11 protein-coding genes are annotated in these 16,197 nt (G+C 67.4%); 5 read left to right on the top strand and 6 right to left on the bottom strand.

What is annotated here, in order from left to right:
• Positions 1 to 343: 343 nt before the first annotated feature.
• Entirely contained in the window at positions 344 to 1,759 is a 1,416-nt protein-coding gene (locus tag MYF83_RS20110; RefSeq protein WP_279339779.1) for a recombinase family protein, read from the bottom strand.
• A gap of 587 nt (positions 1,760 to 2,346) precedes the next feature.
• On the bottom strand, positions 2,347 to 3,729 hold the full coding sequence (locus tag MYF83_RS20105) for an SLC13 family permease (RefSeq protein WP_248962011.1): 1,383 nt from the start codon (positions 3,727 to 3,729) through the stop codon (positions 2,347 to 2,349).
• 527 nt (positions 3,730 to 4,256) lie between these two features.
• On the opposite strand from MYF83_RS20105, the gene MYF83_RS20100 reads away from it, so the two are divergent.
• Entirely contained in the window at positions 4,257 to 5,027 is a 771-nt protein-coding gene (locus tag MYF83_RS20100) for a 2-keto-4-pentenoate hydratase (protein ID WP_248962010.1), read from the top strand.
• A 19-nt stretch (positions 5,028 to 5,046) separates the two neighbouring features.
• Here the strand turns inward: MYF83_RS20100 and MYF83_RS20095 are convergent, their stop codons facing one another.
• Complete coding sequence (locus MYF83_RS20095; protein ID WP_248962031.1) at positions 5,047 to 5,811, bottom strand: IclR family transcriptional regulator; 765 nt, start codon at positions 5,809 to 5,811, stop codon at positions 5,047 to 5,049.
• 285 nt (positions 5,812 to 6,096) lie between these two features.
• Between MYF83_RS20095 and MYF83_RS20090 the strand changes: the two genes are divergently transcribed.
• From MYF83_RS20090 to gcl, 3 genes are read left to right on the top strand one after another with little or no spacing between them, the layout of a single operon-like run.
• Entirely contained in the window at positions 6,097 to 6,915 is an 819-nt protein-coding gene (locus MYF83_RS20090; protein WP_248962009.1) for a hydroxypyruvate isomerase family protein, read from the top strand.
• 4 nt (positions 6,916 to 6,919) lie between these two features.
• Positions 6,920 to 7,843, top strand: a complete 924-nt coding sequence (locus tag MYF83_RS20085; RefSeq protein WP_308201476.1) for a 2-hydroxy-3-oxopropionate reductase — start codon at positions 6,920 to 6,922, stop codon at positions 7,841 to 7,843.
• Positions 7,840 to 9,660: a glyoxylate carboligase gene (gene gcl, locus MYF83_RS20080; protein WP_248962007.1), complete on the top strand. Its 1,821-nt coding sequence runs from the start codon at positions 7,840 to 7,842 to the stop codon at positions 9,658 to 9,660. The genes MYF83_RS20085 and gcl overlap by 4 nt, the downstream gene beginning before the upstream one ends.
• Before the next feature lie 27 nt (positions 9,661 to 9,687).
• Here the strand turns inward: gcl and MYF83_RS20075 are convergent, their stop codons facing one another.
• Both MYF83_RS20075 and MYF83_RS20070 read right to left on the bottom strand, forming a co-directional pair.
• Positions 9,688 to 12,621, bottom strand: coding sequence for an FAD-binding and (Fe-S)-binding domain-containing protein (locus MYF83_RS20075; RefSeq protein ID WP_248962006.1), 2,934 nt, complete (start codon positions 12,619 to 12,621; stop codon positions 9,688 to 9,690).
• Between the two features lie 115 nt (positions 12,622 to 12,736).
• Entirely contained in the window at positions 12,737 to 13,897 is a 1,161-nt protein-coding gene (locus MYF83_RS20070) for a pyridoxal-phosphate-dependent aminotransferase family protein (protein ID WP_248962030.1), read from the bottom strand.
• Between MYF83_RS20070 and MYF83_RS20065 the strand changes: the two genes are divergently transcribed.
• A complete protein-coding gene (locus MYF83_RS20065) occupies positions 13,783 to 14,796 on the top strand; it encodes an IclR family transcriptional regulator (protein WP_308201475.1) in 1,014 nt (337 codons plus the stop codon). The two genes, MYF83_RS20070 and MYF83_RS20065, sit on opposite strands and share 115 nt — an antisense overlap.
• Positions 14,797 to 15,215: 419 nt before the next feature.
• On the opposite strand, the gene lgt is transcribed toward MYF83_RS20065, so the two are convergent.
• A complete protein-coding gene (lgt, locus tag MYF83_RS20060) occupies positions 15,216 to 16,112 on the bottom strand; it encodes a prolipoprotein diacylglyceryl transferase (protein WP_248962004.1) in 897 nt (298 codons plus the stop codon).
• Between the last annotated feature and the right edge of the window lie 85 nt (positions 16,113 to 16,197).

The raw sequence follows: 16,197 nt of genomic DNA, 5'->3' as shown, positions 1-16,197 counted from the left end.
TCAGGGACCTCTTGGACGTCTCGACGGTGTCCGGCTGGGTGGTGTCCGGGCTGTGGCTGTTTGTCGCATTCTTGATCTCGTCATCGACCGAAAGGAGCGAGAGGGGAGGCGAGCATGCAGCGGAGGAAGGATCCGGGAGCGCGGTGCCGCGGGACGGGTGTCGTGCGTAGGCGGCTGCCAGGTGGCGGCTGTGGGTGAATGACGAGATGCGGGCGCGGGTGGCGGCGTCTCGAGCGGCGCAGGGGTTGCCGCCGGTGATTGAGGATTTGGCCGTGTTGGAGCGAGTGGCGGCGGTGTTCCGACTCGTGGGGGAGCAGCAGCCGGAGCTCCGCCTGTTGGCGGCTTAGGCGATCCAGTCGATGGTGAAGCGGTCGGGGTCCCAGCGGGGCTTGGCGGGCGCGACGGTGATGCGGTGGACGGTCGCGGCGACGATGGCGCGCTGTTGGGAGGTGTTCATCGCGTCCCATCGGGTGAGCATCTGCTGCATGGTTCCGATGAACGTGATGAGGGGTGAGGTTCGGGACAGGCTGGCGAGTGCGGCGCGGTTGTTGTTCAGGCGCAGGTCGATGGGGGCGCGGGCGGCCATCCACTCCTTACGGGTGATCTCTCGGGCGGCCCAGGCTTCGGCCAGTTCTTCGAGGAGTTCTTCATCGGCGCGGACGAGTTCGGCGAGGTTGTCGTCGTCGCCGGAGTCGTGGCGGATGCGTTGGGCCAGGGCGGGGGAGTCGAGCGCGGTCAAGAGCATGTCGCGGATGTGGATGTTGGTGTGGTGCGCGTTGGTGGCGACGCCGCCGCAGGATCCGCTGCCGGGGACGTTCGGGCAGACGTAGCGGGGGACGCCGGAGCGGGGGCGTCCGTTCATTCGGTGTCCGCATTTGCCGCAGCGCAGGATGCCGGACAGTAGGTAGGTGCGGCCGGTGGCGGCTTGGCGGCGGTAGTCGCGGGCGGGGTCGTTGAGCAGTGCCCGTAGGCGGTCGGAGTCGACGGGGGTGATGATCGCGGGCCATACCGCGTCGGCGACGATCTCCCCCAACAGCGGCCTTGTCGTCTGGAAGCTGCTGCGCGGAGTGTGTTCTCTACGCCCGCTGATTCGGGCTGAGGCGAGGAGTCGGCGCAGGGTGGTGGGCAGCCAGTGACGTCCGGCCGGGGTTCGGATGTCGCGTTTCTCGAAGTCGCGGCAGACGCTTGTCAGCGATTCGCCGGCCAGCACGCGGCGGGCGGCCTCGCGGATCACCTCGGCTTCTTCCCCGATGATGGTGATGCGGTCGTCGGCGTAGCCGTACGGACGCATTCCTCCACCGGAGACATTGCCTGCCTCGGCGCTCTGCCGTCGTTGACGCTTTTGCCGTTCGGCTTTGTGCTCGGCCTCGTGGCGGGCGGCGGCTCCGAGCATCCGGGCGATGAGACGCCCGGTCGGGGTGCCCAGGTCGATCTCTCCGGTCACGGTGGCCAGCTCGATGCCGCGCCGATCGGCCAGATCGATGACGTCTTCCAGCTCGCGGGGTGAGCGTGTCAGCCTGTCCACGTGCCAGCAGACGATCGCGTCCACCGTCCCGGCCTCGATGTCGCTGAGAAGTCGTTGCCATGCGGGGCGGGGGCTTCCCGAGTACGCGCTGACGTCGTTGTCGGGGTAGACGTCCGCCACCTGCCATCCTCGGCGTTCGACCAGCGCCCGGCAGTCGGCTTCCTGACGGGCCACGCCCAGTCCAGCGCCCGCACGATCCTGGCTGATACGGCAGTAGATCGCAGCTCGTCGCATGGGTCACATAGATACACGCTCGTAGGTACGGGTGTCTCCTGCCCGGTGGGCCTGGTCACGGGTGAGAGCTGATCGGTCGCCGGGGCGCATCGTGAGTCGTTGCCCCTTGGAAGATGGCCAAGGGCAACGGCGAGATGGTCTCGCGTCGACCCTGCGCCTGCTCGCTGAGGGCGGCGACCGCTGACCCGCAGGGCCACGCCTGTCTCCCGCAGGACTCCCACAAGGACAGCGCGGCCTCGGCGGCACGGGCGTCTCCTGACGGGAACCAGAGGGGGGACCATCCCTGCTCGCCGAGTTCGGCTTCGGGCCGGACACGATCGGGGAACTGATCGATGCGAGAGTGGTCGCCGTCTCACGCACATCAGGCTTGCCTCCGGACGTGGTGCCGACGACGCTGCTTTCGTCGCCGGCACCGACATCGGCTAATTCGCCGGGTTCCGTACCGGCTTATGAGGAGAAGATCAGCCGAGTGGTGAGCCGACTGGCGAGTGTGCGTGTGCCGACCGTGGCCGCGGTCTCCGGGTTCCGTGTCGGGCCGGGGCTGGGACGGGACCGCTGACCGCCGGTGCCATCGTTGCACATCGTGATCACAGCCACCCAGGCACCACCAAGATGAGCCAGGTGGCGAGCGGCGCGACCAGCACCATGCTGAAGCCCCACCGCATGAGGCCCTTGTAGACGGTGTCGCGCCTGTCTTCCGGCGCGTTCGCGACGACGAGCGCGCCGCTGGTCGAGAACGGGCTGGAGTCGACGACAGAGGAGGAGATGGCCAGTGCGGTGATGAGCCCGACCGCGCCGACGGCGTTGCTGCCGGTGAGGAACGGCACGGCAAGCGGGATGAGCGCGCCGAGGATGCCGGTGGTGGAGGCGAAGGCTGACACCGCGCCTCCGATGAAGCAGATGATGAGCGCGGCCAGCAACGGAGCGCCGATGGTGGCGACTTCGCTGCCCAGCCACTTGATGGTGCCGATGCTCTCCATGAGGCTGACGTACGTGACGATGCCGCACACCAGCAGCACCGTGGGCCAGGCGATCTGGTTGATGCTGCCCTTGGCTGACGCCGGTGAGATGAGCGTCAGGATTACTGCCACGGTGATGGCGACGAGGCCGACGTTGAGGTCGAAGAAGAGTGCGCCGACGGCGAGGATGGCCAGGCCGATCAGGGTCAGGATCCGGTCACGGTCCAAGGCGGTGGCCGTCTCGTCCACGCTGCTTGGTGCGATCGTCGTGGTCGCGACGTCTCCGCCCGATGATCCGGAACCCGGCGCGGGGGCGAGGGTTCGGCTGCTGGCGGGCCCGGAACCGGGATCAGCCTCAGTGGGTTCCTCGCCGGCGTCATCGGCACGGCGGCCAAGCAGGTCGCGGCCGCCCCAGAGGAAGAACACCACCAGGCTGATGGCGAGGTTGAACAGGAACGAGGCCAGGAACAGCAGCGTCGGGTTGCCAGGCAGGCCTGCCTTCGCGACCACGCCGTTGGTGATGCCGCCGAAGATGCTCATCGGCGAGAACCCGCCCGCGCTGGCACCATTGATGATCATCAGGCCCATCAAGAGCGGGTTGATCTTGTAGCGGGCGGCGAAGCCCATCCCTATCGGGGAGATGATCGCCACTGATGCCGGCACCACGGCGCCAATTGCCGTGAGGCAGGCCGTGACCAGGAACATGACCCACGGGATCAGGCCGACCCGCCCGCCCACCGCTCTGATGGCGGCATGGACGAGCCAGTCGACGGTTCCGTTGTTCTTGGCGATGGCGAACAGGTAGGTGACACCGGCGAGGACGACGAACAGGTCGCCGGGGAAACCGGCGAAGATTGCGTCGGTCTTCTCTCCGACGTCTGCCCCGTCTAGTACCGAGATGCCCAGGACGAACGCGGCGACGATGGCGAGCGCGCCCAGGTTCACCGGTCGCACGGTGGCTATGAGGAACATGGCGGCGAGGACGAGGATTGAGATGACTTCGACGGACAAGGAAGCCTCCCGCGTTAGCGGTGTGGGTCTAGGGATGGTCTGCGCCAGGTTGCCCCCCGCCTCGCGCTGCTTAAATCAGAGAATCTTTTCCACGATGTGAAAACTTTGTTCCATTTATGTGCCCGTTTAGCCGCTGAGTATTAGCTAGGTCACAGGCGCAGGTCAAGACCCGTCGTGCTTCGCTCCCGCCGTTCGGTCCTCCATGCAACAGGTGCGGGTCCAGGGGTGCGCGACGACGACGGCGAATGGGGGATCCGAGTGTCCTGTGCGCCGTGGCGGTGCTTGGTGAGGCTGTCTCGCCGTCTCGATCTCCGGGCCGGCCCGCGGATGACGGCCGACATCGCCGAGCGGTCGGCGCCGCCGGCGGTTGACCCCACATCCGCCATGCGATAGAAAATTTCCGCATTGCGGACAATTGGCGGCAACCGGTGACGAGGGGCGACTACCTAGCCGCTTTCTTCAGGCCATGCGCACTCAATGTCATGCGTGCGATGTCGAGCCGACGAGCCCCGTGAGGAGATCGTGGTATGTCCGATGAGGCCCTGGTAGAGGCTCTCTTTCAGGCGCGGCGGAAGGGCGTCGCCGGTCGTGAGCTGGCCGATCCCGAGCTGATCGCGGCAGAGCATGGCCTGCGGAAGGGGTTGGGCCTGCAGTTGGGCGTCCTCGATCGGTTCCTGGCGTCGGGTGAGCGACTGGGCGGCTGGAAGGTCGGGCACACCTCGGGCAGTCGCCGAGGCATGATGGGTTCGGACTTCCGGCCGTTCGGATACATCCTTGACGGCCGGATCATGCGATCAGGAGACGCCCTCCCGCACGACCGGATCACGTCGTGTTTTATCGAACCAGAACTGTGCCTGGTCCTCGGCGCGCCCCTGTGGGGCGAGGATGTCGATCCAGTGACGGCGCGAGACGCCGTTCGCGCGGTGGTTCCCGCGTTCGAACTGAACGAGTCCCGGCTGCCGCCGGGAGCCGGGCATCCGGCGATCCTGGCCGACGGCCTGAGCAACTGGGGCATCGTGGTGGGAACGGAGGCGCCCGTACGGTCGAACCTGACCGATATCACGGTCGAGTTGTGGCGCGACGGGGAGTTGGTCACGACGAGGACGCCCGGGGATTCCATGGACGATCCGTTTCTCTCGCTGTCACGTCTGTGCGCCCTGCTGCACCGCTACGGCCGCGGGCTGGAGCCGGGTCAACGAGTGATCACCGGCTCGTTCTGCAACGAGACAGTGCAAGGTCCGGGTAGCTGGCGGGCCGTCTTCTCGGGCATCGGCGAGGTCGCCGTACGGTTCAGTTGACGGATCGCGCGGGTGCGGACTATTGCGTACCCGGCTGCCGGAACTGACGATCGAGCCCGGCTGCCGCCTCGAGCAGGTGAGGCACCACGCGTTCGACGACCTCTGGGGTGAGACGAGTCTCAGGCCCCGAGACGGAGATCGTGGTGGGCGTAGGAGCGCCGGTCACCGGCACAGCGACGCATCGCACGCCGATTTCCTGCTCACCGTGGTCGATGGCGTAGCCAAGCTCGCGCACTCGGGCCAGCACCTTCATGAGCTCGTCAGGGTCGGTGATGGAGCGCACTGTGGAGGCGGGCATTCCGGTCTGCCGGACGATCTCCAGGGCGTTCGCCGGTGGAAGCTGCGCGAGGAGGGCCTTGCCCACGCCGGTGCAGTGCAGGTCGACGCGGCGTCCCACCTCGGTGAACATTCGCATCGAATACTTGGACGGAACCTGAGCGATGTAGACGGCCTTGTCTCCGTCGAGAATCGCCATGTTGGCCGTCTCGCCCACGGCCTCCACGAGCTCGGTCAGCCGCGGGCGGGCCCATGCTCCGAGCGCGCGTGACGCGGTCTCGCCGAGCCCTATCAGGCGGGGACCTAGGGCGTACCGGCGAGACGATTGCTGGATGACGTAACCCGAGGTGATCAGGGTGCGGATGATGCGGTGGATCGTCGGAAGTGGAAGCCCGGACCGGTCCGCGAGCTCGCTGATCGCCAGCTCACCCCCGGCCGCGTTGATCAATTCAAGCAAGTAGAAGGCGCGGGCGATGGACTGAACGCCGCCCGGAGCGCCCTCCTCCATACGTGCAGTCACCTGCGTCCTCCGTGAGTCGGCGAAGACGCGATGTGGCGCCTCCTGTGATGCGGAAAAGCCTACAAGGGTTGAGACCTCTCGGTACGCGACGCTTTCTGGCCTGCCGTGGTGGTACGCGACCTGCGGCGTCTGCGCGGCGTCAGGGAGCTTACGGCGGGCCCTCGGACGTACGCCCCGGGCACCGCTCGATTGACAGACCGGTTGAGGGCGACCAATACTCTAGATACACGAAACGGAAATCTTTTTCCGCATCGCGGAAGAAATGGTGTTCGGATGCTCCCATATGCGGTGAACTGTTCGATCCTGCTCACGGGGCTGCCTCTGCTCGAGCGCCCGGCGGCGGCCCGTGCGAGCGGGTTCGACGGCGTCGAGTTCTGGTGGCCGTTCGACTCGGCGGTTCCCGCTGACGCGGAGGTGGACGCCTTCGTGCGCTCGATCGAAGAGGCCGGAGTGCGGTTGGTCGGGCTCAATTTCGCGGCGGGTGACATGGCGGGTGGCGACCGTGGGCTGGTGTCCTGGCCCGCCCGTTCGACAGAGTTGCGCGACAATCTCGACGTCGTCGCCGATATCGGCCAGCGGCTGGGCTGCCGGGCGTTCAACGCGCTCTACGGCAATCGAGTGGACGGGGTGTCGGAACAGGAACAGGACGACCTCGCGGTCGAGAACCTGGCCCTGGCCGCCGCGGCGGTCGGCCGGATCGGTGGCACGGTGCTGATCGAGCCCGTCAGCGGGGCGGACCGGTACCCGATCCGCACAGCGGCCCAAGTCACCGCGATCATCGACCGGGTGGCGCGGGAGGCGGATGCGGCCAATGTCCGGATGCTGGCAGATCTCTACCACTTGGCGGTCAATGGTGACGACGTTGCCGCGGTGATCGCAGGCGACGCCGCCCTCATCGGACATGTGCAGATAGCCGACGCTCCGGGCCGGGGCGAGCCGGGGACCGGCGAGCTGCCGCTGGACGGCTGGATGTCCGCCCTGCAGCGGGCAGGCTATTCGGGATGGGTGGGCCTGGAGTACAAGTCCGAGGCCGCAGATCCGTTCGCCTGGCTGCCGCGCGAGCGTCGTGGCTCCGCTGCGCGCACGGCATGACGCCGTGAAGACACTACGCAATCGACAGGAAGAGCACATTGACATGACCACGATCGCCGTCATCGGGCTTGGTGTCATGGGCGGGCCGATGGCAGCCAACCTCATCAAGGCGGGCTATGACGTCGTCGGCTACAACCGCAGCCCGGAGAAGGTCAACGCCCTCGTCAGCCAGGGGGGGCGCGGGGCGGCGAGTGTCGCCACCGCGGTCAAGGACGCGCAGGTCGTGCTGACCATGCTGCCCGACTCGCCGGATGTCGAGGAAGTGGTCGCGGGGAAGGAGGGCGTGTTCGCGCACGCGGTTCCCGGCACTCTGTGGATCGACTCCAGCACCATCGAACCCAAGGTGGCCGTCCGCCTGGCGCAGGCGGCGGCGGAGCGCGGGATACGTGCGGTCGACGCGCCGGTGTCCGGCGGGGAGGCCGGCGCCCGCGAGGGCAGTCTGTCGATCATGGTCGGCGGGGACGCCAAGGACGTGATGGACGTCCGGCCGGTGCTGGAGGCGGTCGGCTCGACGATCGTGCACGTGGGGCCGTCCGGCTCCGGGCAGACCGTGAAGGCGGCCAACCAGCTGATCGTCGCCGGCACCATCCAACTGGTCGCCGAGGCACTGGTGTTCCTCGAAGCGTACGGCGTGGAAACCGAGGCCGCCGTCAAGGTCCTCGCCGGTGGCCTGGCCGGGAACCGGATCCTCGACCGGAAGGCCGGAAGCATGATCGCGCGGGAGTTCACCCCGGGTTTCCGGGTCGACCTGCACCACAAGGACATGGGGATCGTCACGTCGGCTGCCCGCGAGGTCGGCGTCGCGATACCGCTCGGCGCCGCCGTGGCCCAGTTCATGGGCGCGCTACGCGCGCGTGGGCACGGTTCGCTGGACCACTCCGCACTGCTGTTGCTCGTCGATGAGCTGTCCGGCCGTGCAGGGGCGTGAACGGGAAACATCACCCGAACATCGACAAGACCGGAGACGCCATGCCGCGTATGCGAGCCGTTGATGCCGCCGTACTGATCCTGGAGCGCGAGGGCGCGACCCAGACCTTCGGCCTGCCCGGAGCCGCTATCAACCCGTTCTACTCCGCCATGCGCGCACATGGTGGCATCAAGCACATCCTGGCACGCCATGTGGAGGGCGCCTCCCACATGGCAGAGGGCTACACCCGCGCCAAACCCGGCAACATCGGTGTGTGCATCGGCACGTCCGGTCCCGCCGGTACTGACATGATCACGGGGCTGTACTCGGCATGGGCGGACTCGATCCCGATCCTGTGCATCACCGGGCAGGCGCCGGTCGCGAAGCTGCAGAAGGAGGACTTTCAGGCCGTCGACATCGCCTCGATCGCCCGGCCGGTCACCAAGAGCGCCGCCACTGTGTACGAGGCGGCGCAGGTTCCCGGCACGTTCCAGCAGGCGTTCCATCTGATGCGATCAGGGCGTCCCGGTCCGGTGCTCATCGACCTGCCGTTGGACGTCCAGCTCGCCGAGATCGAGTTCGACATCGACACCTATGAGCCGCTGCCGGTCTACAAGCCGCAGGCGACCAGGGCGCAGGCGGAGAAGGCTCTCGACATGCTGGTCGCCGCGGAGCGCCCGCTGATCGTGGCGGGCGGCGGGATCATCAACGCCGACGCCTCGGACCTGCTGGTCGAGCTGGCAGAGATGCTGAACGTTCCGGTGATCCCAACGTTGATGGGCTGGGGGACCATCCCCGACGATCATCGGCTGATGGCGGGCATGGCCGGGATACAGACGGCGCATCGCTACGGGAACGCGACGATGCTCGCGTCGGACTTCGTGCTGGGTGTCGGGAACCGGTGGGCGAACCGGCACACCGGCGGACTGGACACTTATACCCGGGGACGTACCTTTGTCCACGTCGACATCGAGCCCACCCAGATCGGGCGGGTCTTCGCCCCGGACTACAGCATCGTCTCCGATGCAGGTGCGGCGTTGGAGCGGCTGGTCGAGGCGGCGCGCGAGCGCGGGGACGCCGGTCGGCTTCCCGACTGGAGCAGCTGGGTCGACGCGTGCCTGGAACGCAAGCGCACGATGCACCGCCGCAGTGACTTCGACAACGTTCCGATCAAGCCGCAGCGCGTCTATCGGGAGATGAACGCCGCATTCGGGCGAGACGTCCGGTACGTGTCCACGATCGGGCTGTCGCAGATCGCCGGGGCGCAGTTTCTCCGGGTCTACAACCCGCGACACTGGATCAACTGCGGCCAGGCCGGCCCACTCGGCTGGACCGTGCCCGCCGCCCTCGGAGTCTGCGTCGCCCAGCCTGAAGCGACCGTGGTCGCGCTCTCGGGCGATTACGACTTCCAGTTCATGATCGAAGAGCTGGCGGTAGGAGCCCAGTTCAACCTGCCCTTCATCCAGGTGCTGGTCAACAACTCCTATCTCGGCCTCATCCGCCAGGCACAACGCGCGTTCGATATGGACTACAACGTCCAGCTGGCATTCGAGAACGTCAACTCGCCCGATCTGGGCGAGTACGGGGTCGATCATGTCAAGGTCGCCGAGGGCCTGGGCTGCAAGGCGATCCGGGTCCGCCGACCAGAGGACCTGCAGGACGCGTTCGACGAGGCCAGGAAGCTCATGGCCGAATTCCGGGTGCCCGTCGTCGTCGAGGTCATCCTTGAGCGGATCACCAACATCGCCATGGGTCAGGACATCGACGGCGTCGTCGAGTTCGAGGGCCTCGTCGACCACGACATCGACGCCCTGCCCGAGTTCGCTCTGCTTGACTGACCCCCTGGCGAAGACTCGCCGCTCCCATCAGGAGCGTGCCAGTGCCTCGCGTACCAGTTGGACGGGGTGCCAGGCGTCGCGCTTGGTGCCGTGGAAGATTTGCTGCCGGCAGGAGACGCCGGTGGCCACGACGACGGTGCTCTCGGGTTCTGCGGCGATCGCCGGGAAAAGGCGGTCGCCGCCCACCTTCATGGACACGTCGTAGTGCTCGGACTCGAAACCGAAGGATCCCGCCATGCCGCAGCATCCCGCGTCCAGCTCCTCCAGCGTGACTCCCGGGATTCGGCTCAGCAGTGCGACCGTCGCAGCGGTCCCGACCTCCGCCTTTTGGTGGCAGTGGCCGTGGTAGAGCAGTCTGCGCCCGGCCAGCCAGGAATCATCCCGCAAGCGCAGCCGACGCTCGTCGATCGCCTCGACGAGCAGTTCCTCGACCTGCCGTACCCGTCCGGAGACATCCTTGACCGCCGGATCGCCGGGAAGCATGGCCAGAAGTTCGTCGCGCAGCGTCATCAGGCACGAGGGCTCACAGCCGACGATCGGCGAGCCTGGCTCCGTCGCATCGTGTAGCGAGCGTGCGAGCTTGCGGGCGTCGTTCTTGGCCTTGTCGAGCAGGCCTTTGGACAGGCTGGACCGTCCGCAGCAGCCGCCCGCCTCCATCCGGACCCGCCAGCCGGACTGCTCCAGCAGCTCGATCGCGGCCTGGCCGATCTCCGGCTCGGTGAACGTGGTGAAGGAGTCGGCGAGGAAAGTGACCTGCCCCTGGGAGACGGGGTGTGCCCCGGACGCGCGCCGGCGGAACCACCGCTCCAGGTTGGGCCGGGCGAAGGATGGCAGCGGCCTGGCCGGCGTGATGCCCAGCAGCCGGTCCATCAGCAGGCGCAGGGGACGGCTGTGTCCCGGCAGGTTGGACAGCGGCGCGGTCGCCGACCCCAAACGGTTCAGCGTCCGGATCGCACCGAAAACCCGCGACCGGAGCGGAACCCCGTGCAGGTCGTGCTGGTGGGAGAGAGCCTCGGCTTTGAGCGTGGCAATGTCCACGCCGAGGGGGCACTCGCTCTTGCACGCCTTGCACATCAGGCACAGGTCCAAGACCTCGTGCAGTCGCTCGTCGCCCAGCGCCTTCTGGGGGTCCGGTTCCGACAGCGCTTTGACCAGGGCGTTGGCACGCCCACGGGTGGAGTCCTCTTCCTGCCGCGTGGCCATGTAGGACGGGCACATGACGCCGGACTCGCTCTTACGGCACAGCCCGATGTTCATGCAGCGGTCCGCCGCGCCGCGCATCCCGCCGATGACCTCGAAGGACAGCCGCGTCCTGAGGGGCACGGCCGGCCGCAGCGTCTGGTCCCTCAGGTTGTCGGTCATGGAGGGGGCATCCACGATCTTGCCCGGGTTCAGCTGGTTGGAGGGGTCGAAGACGCGTTTCACCTGACGCATCGCCTCGTAAAGACGATCGCCGAAGATCTCTCGGTTGAACTCGCTCCTGGCCAGTCCGTCGCCGTGCTCGCTGGAGTTGACGCCGCCGTACTCGCGGACGAGATCTTTGATCTCTTCCGCTACGGCGCGCATCCTGCCCACCTCGTCCGAGTCGGTGAGGTCGACGAAGGGCCGGATGTGCAGGCAGCCGACCGAGCAGTGCCCGTAGAAGCCGGCGGTCATCCCGTGCCGGTCCAGCACCTCCTTGAAGCGCCGCGTGTAGTCGGCGAGGTGGACGGGGTCGACGGCGGTGTCCTCGACGAATGCGAGTGGACGGCGGGTGCCCTCGCTGGCGGCCATCAGCAGACCGAGGCTCGACTTGCGCACTTTCAGCAGGGATGCCTGCTCGACGGGAGTGACTGCCTGCAAGGTGTGGTAGCCGTGTCCGTGGCGCTTCCACAGTGCGGTGAGCCGCTCCAACCGGCCGCGGAGTTCCTGCTCGTCGTCGCCGGTGAAGGACACGAAGAGCAATGCCTCTGGATCGCCTTCCAGGATGTTGCCCAGCGAGGCGTACTCGAGCTTCTTCCGCGATAGGTCCAGGATCGTCCGGTCCATCAGTTCCACAGCGGCCGGGTCGCACGACAGCGCGTCCTCGGTGGCCGCGATGGCGTCCGGGGTCGATGTGAAATGTCCGACGGCGATCATGGTCATGAATGGCTTGGGTACCAGGTCCACCAGGGCCTGGGAGATGACCACGAGGGTGCCTTCCGAGCCGACGACGAATTTCGCCAGGTCATACCGGCTCTCGTCCCTCGCGAGCCGGTCCAGGCGATATCCACAGGCCCGGCGCCAGAAGTCCGGGAAGCCCTCGGCGATGGCCGAGGAGTTCGCCCGCAGGATCTCCGGCAGCTGCCGGTAGATGGAGCCCTCCAACGTGGGCAGCGCGGCTCGGCGCGCCCACTCGGCCGCGTCCGTGGAGTCCAGGTGAGCCCGGCTCCCGTCCGCCAGCGTCACGTCGAGCTGCCGGACGTGGTCGATGGTCATGCCGTACCGGATCGACCCGCTGCCAGCCGAGTTGTTCCCGATCATGCCGCCGATCGTCGCGCGGTTGCTGGTCGAGGTGTCCGGGCCGAACATCAGGCCGTGCGGGGCGGCCGCGCGGTTCAGCTGGTCCTGGACTACACCGGCCTCGACCAGGGCGGTACGGCTCGCCGGATCGAGCTCGATGATCCGATTCATGTGCCGGGACATGTCCAGGACCAACCCAGGACCCACCGTCTGGCCCGCGAGGCTGGTCCCGGCCCCGCGGGAGACGACCGGCACGCCGTGCTCGGCCGCCGCGGTCACCGCGGCCGCCACGTCGTCGGCGTGGCGTGGGAACACCACGCCGACGGGCATGATCGAGTACATGCTGGCGTCCCGGGAGAACAGGTGCCGGGTGTAGTCGTCGAACTTGACCTCGCCGTCGAGATCGCCCCGGAGCCGGAGTTCGAGTTCCTGGGCGGGCAGGGCCCCGCCGGCGGAGGCGTCGACACTGAACGCGGTCATCAGAACTCCTTGAGCGTTGAGACCCCCGCCTTCCGGCGGGGGGAGGAAACGCGGGTCAACGTCCGCATACTCCTAAAAACGAAAACGTGGTGAGGAAGGCTGGGCCGGCCGGGCGCTAGTCGCGGCGCAGGACATCCAGGGCGGCGTCCACGCCGACCGGGTCGATGGGTGTGCCGGCCAGTTGGAGTCCCATCTGCGCACCGGCGAGGGCGCCTGCGAGAGTCAGGTCGTTGAAATGGCCGAGGTGCCCGATCCGGAAGACCCGGCCGGCCAGCCTGCCGAGGCCCGTCCCCAGGGACATGTCAAACCGTTCGAGAATGATTTCGCGCACCTTGTCGGCGTCGTGCCCCTCTGGCATCAGCACCGCGGTAAGTGATCCGGAATACTCGCGCTCATCCGCGCACAGCACCTCCAGGCCCCAGGCGCGGACCGCGGCCCGGGTCGCCTCGGCGTGGCGGGCGTGGCGGGCGAAGACCGCCGGCAGCCCTTCGGCCTCGAGCATCCGCAGTGCCTCATCAAGGCCGTAAAGCAGGTTGGTGGCTGGGGTGTAGGGGAAGAAGCCGTTCTTGTTGGCTTCGATGATCGGCTTCCAGTTCCAGAACGACTTCGGCAGCGTCGCGGTGCGCGAGGCCTCCAGGGCCTTGGCGCTGACGGCGTTGAAACTCAAGCCGGGCGGGAGCATCAACCCCTTCTGGGAACCGGCCACGGTCACGTCGACGCCCCACTCGTCGTGCTGGTAGTCGATCGAGCCCAGCGAGGAGATCGTATCGACGAGCAGCAGAGCCGGGTGCCCCGCCGCGTCGATCGCCCGCCTGATCTCCGGTACGCGACTCGTCACTCCGGTCGACGTCTCGTTGTGCACGACGCAGACCGCCTTGATCGACCGAGAGGTATCGGCCGCGAGCTTCTCCTCCACGGTCTGCGGGGCGACCCCGTGGCGCCAGTCACCCGGGACGAAGTCAACGTCAAGCCCCAAGCCGCGGGCCATATCCTGCCACAATGTGGCGAAATGTCCTGTTTCAAAGCTTAGTACCCGGTCGCCGGGGCTCAGAGTGTTCACCAGGGCGGCTTCCCAGGCTCCCGTACCGGACGCGGGATAGATCACGATGGGGCTGACGGTGCCGAACACCTGCTTGATCGCTTCGAGGATGCGTAGGGCGAGTGCCGCGAACTCGGGACCGCGGTGGTCGATCGTCGGCGCCGCCATCGCATGAAGCACTCGGTCGGGGACGTTCGTGGGACCAGGGATCTGCAGGAAATGACGACCGGTATGCATGGTCACGTGGCTCGACTCCTCGTTGTGCCGCTACACGGCACATTGTGTCGTATGATGGCACGACGAGCTTAAGTGTCGCCCGATTGAGGAGTCAAACGGTGCAAACCGTCCTGAATGCCCTTCGCGTACTAGAGGAGGTGGCCGCACGGCAACCGGCCGGGGTGGCCGAACTGGCCCGGGCCACGGGCATCCCCAAGAGTTCCGTGCAGCGCGCGCTGCGCACGCTGCAAGCCGCCGGGTGGATCCGCCCGGCCGGCAGCGGTGCCACCCGTTGGGCCGTGACCACCAAGGCGCTATACGTGGGTCGCCACGCCGCAGGGGACCTCAGCCTGCGCGACGTGGCCGTGCCGGTGATGGAGGACCTGCGGCGGCGCATCGACGAGACGATCCACCTCGCGATCCCCGAAGGCGACAGGGTCGTGCTGATCGAGCGTCTTGAGACATCCAAGCCGGTACGTATCGTCCTGGCACTGGGCCACAGCCTCCCGCTACACGCGTCCGCGCACGGCAAGGCGGTCCTGGCGGCCGGCTCCGAAGCGATCGTCGAGCGACTGATCGCCGACGGACTGCCGCGGTACACCGATACGACCATCACCGACCCCGACGAGTTGCTCGCGGAGTTGGAGAAGATCCGCGAGCGCGGATACTCGACCAACAGCGGAGAGTGGCGCTCCGACGTCTCAGCCGTCGCGGCGGCCGTGAGGGACGACTCCGGGCAGCCGGTGGCGAGCATCAGCATCAACGTGCCGACCAGCCGCATGGCCGACGAAAGCCGGTCAGCCTACGGTGCCCTGGTCCGCGAAGCGGCTGCCACGGTCGGTGCCGCGCTGGGAGACACGCACGAAGGGACCAGCCTCGGGCCGGGTCGTAGCCGAGAGCCTTTCCCGGACCCTTCTTGATGTGGCGCATGCGCGCAGGGCGGCGCTGCGGCGCAGTAACCGGGTGGTCCGACGGCCCGAGGGGTCGAGCGTTTCGGCGGGATCGACGTCGCCGTCAACAATGCCGGGTACCGGCCTCTTCGGAGCGTGGAGGAGGTCGGCGAGGCTATGGTCACGCGGGCGACGCCGAACTCGCCTTCCATGCGGACCTCGGAGACGGGTAGCGGGGCGGGTACTCGCCCGACTGGATGCGTGCGCATACGACCTCGTAGATCTGCACCCACTTGGGTCGCGTCGGGTCGTAGTTGATCACTCGGCAACGTTGCTGTACAGCAACCTCGTCCGATGACCCGCCCTCGTAATTCGGCGCCAAGCGGCAAGTACCTGAAGTGTGCACTTGCCACAACAGTATTCGGGAGTCTTACGGCATGTTGGTCGCGTCAGGTGCTCTCGATCGGATCGGAGGCCTGCCCGCCGTTCTCCTCGTGCGAGGCCTTGTGTTGTGAGGCCGGCACCACGATCTGTTCGGTGTCCTTGTTACGAGTCACCCAGAGATAGACCAGCGCGCCGATGAACAGCACGATCGAGGTCCACTGGTTGATCCGCAGCCCCAGGAGCGTCACCGCGTGGTCGACTCCGCCCACCGGGTCGATCCGCAGCCCCTCGATCCAGAACCGCCCGAACGTGTAGCCGGCGACGTAGAGGGCGAACAGGCGGCCGTGGCGCAGCGTGAACCGCCTGCCGGCCAGGATCAGTCCGAAACCGAGCGCCGCGTCCCACAGCGACTCGTACAGGAACGTCGGGTGGTAGAGCACGCCTGGCTCGCCGCCGTGCGCCTGGTCGATCTCCAGGCCCCATGGCAACGTGGTCGGACTGCCGTAAAGCTCCTGGTTGAACCAGTTGCCCCAGCGGGCGATCGCCTGCCCGAATGCGATGCTGGGCGCGACCGTGTCGGCCACGGCGCCCAGAGGCAGCCCCCGGCGGCGGCAGGCCAGCCACATGCCCACGCCTCCCAGGGCGACCGCGCCCCAGATGCTGAGCCCGCCTTCCCAGATGAACAGCGCCCGGTAGGGCTCCTTGATCGCGCGCGGGCCGAAGTAGGTCTGCCAGTCGGTGATGACGTGGTAGAGGCGAGCGCCGATCAGGCCGAAGATCACTGCGGGGACTGCGATGTCGCTGATCGTGCCCTTCTCGCCGCCGCGGGCGCGCCAGCGGCGCTCGCTAAGCCAGACGCCGAAGACGATCGCGAGGACGAAGCACAATGCGTAGGCCCGAATCGGGATGAATCCGAGATACCAGACCCCTTCGGAAGGGCTGGGAATCGAGGCAAGGGGCATGCCGGTGAGGCTAGTAAACGTGAGGCCACTTGGCCGCCTTCGTGACCTGATCGCAAACCCTCTACGGCGTGACGCGGCATAGACG

Origin of the sequence: Sphaerisporangium perillae (assembly GCF_023276435.1) — a bacterium.
GTDB lineage: Bacteria > Actinomycetota > Actinomycetes > Streptosporangiales > Streptosporangiaceae > Sphaerisporangium > Sphaerisporangium perillae.
The sequence above is the reverse complement of the archived record's forward strand: the minus strand, read 5'-3'. Positions and strand labels throughout refer to the sequence as shown.

What these genes read in the sequence shown, in the direction of transcription:
- MYF83_RS20075 (WP_248962006.1), bottom strand. Translation starts at nt 12,621, where the DNA reads ATGACCGCGTTCAGTGTCGACGCCTCCGCCGGCGGGGCCCTGCCCGCC.
- MYF83_RS20100 (WP_248962010.1), top strand. Translation starts at nt 4,257, where the DNA reads ATGTCCGATGAGGCCCTGGTAGAGGCTCTCTTTCAGGCGCGGCGGAAG.
- MYF83_RS20095 (WP_248962031.1), bottom strand. Translation starts at nt 5,811, where the DNA reads ATGGAGGAGGGCGCTCCGGGCGGCGTTCAGTCCATCGCCCGCGCCTTC.
- MYF83_RS20070 (WP_248962030.1), bottom strand. Translation starts at nt 13,897, where the DNA reads ATGCATACCGGTCGTCATTTCCTGCAGATCCCTGGTCCCACGAACGTC.
- lgt (WP_248962004.1), bottom strand. Translation starts at nt 16,112, where the DNA reads ATGCCCCTTGCCTCGATTCCCAGCCCTTCCGAAGGGGTCTGGTATCTC.
- MYF83_RS20090 (WP_248962009.1), top strand. Translation starts at nt 6,097, where the DNA reads ATGCTCCCATATGCGGTGAACTGTTCGATCCTGCTCACGGGGCTGCCT.
- MYF83_RS20110 (WP_279339779.1), bottom strand. Translation starts at nt 1,759, where the DNA reads ATGCGACGAGCTGCGATCTACTGCCGTATCAGCCAGGATCGTGCGGGC.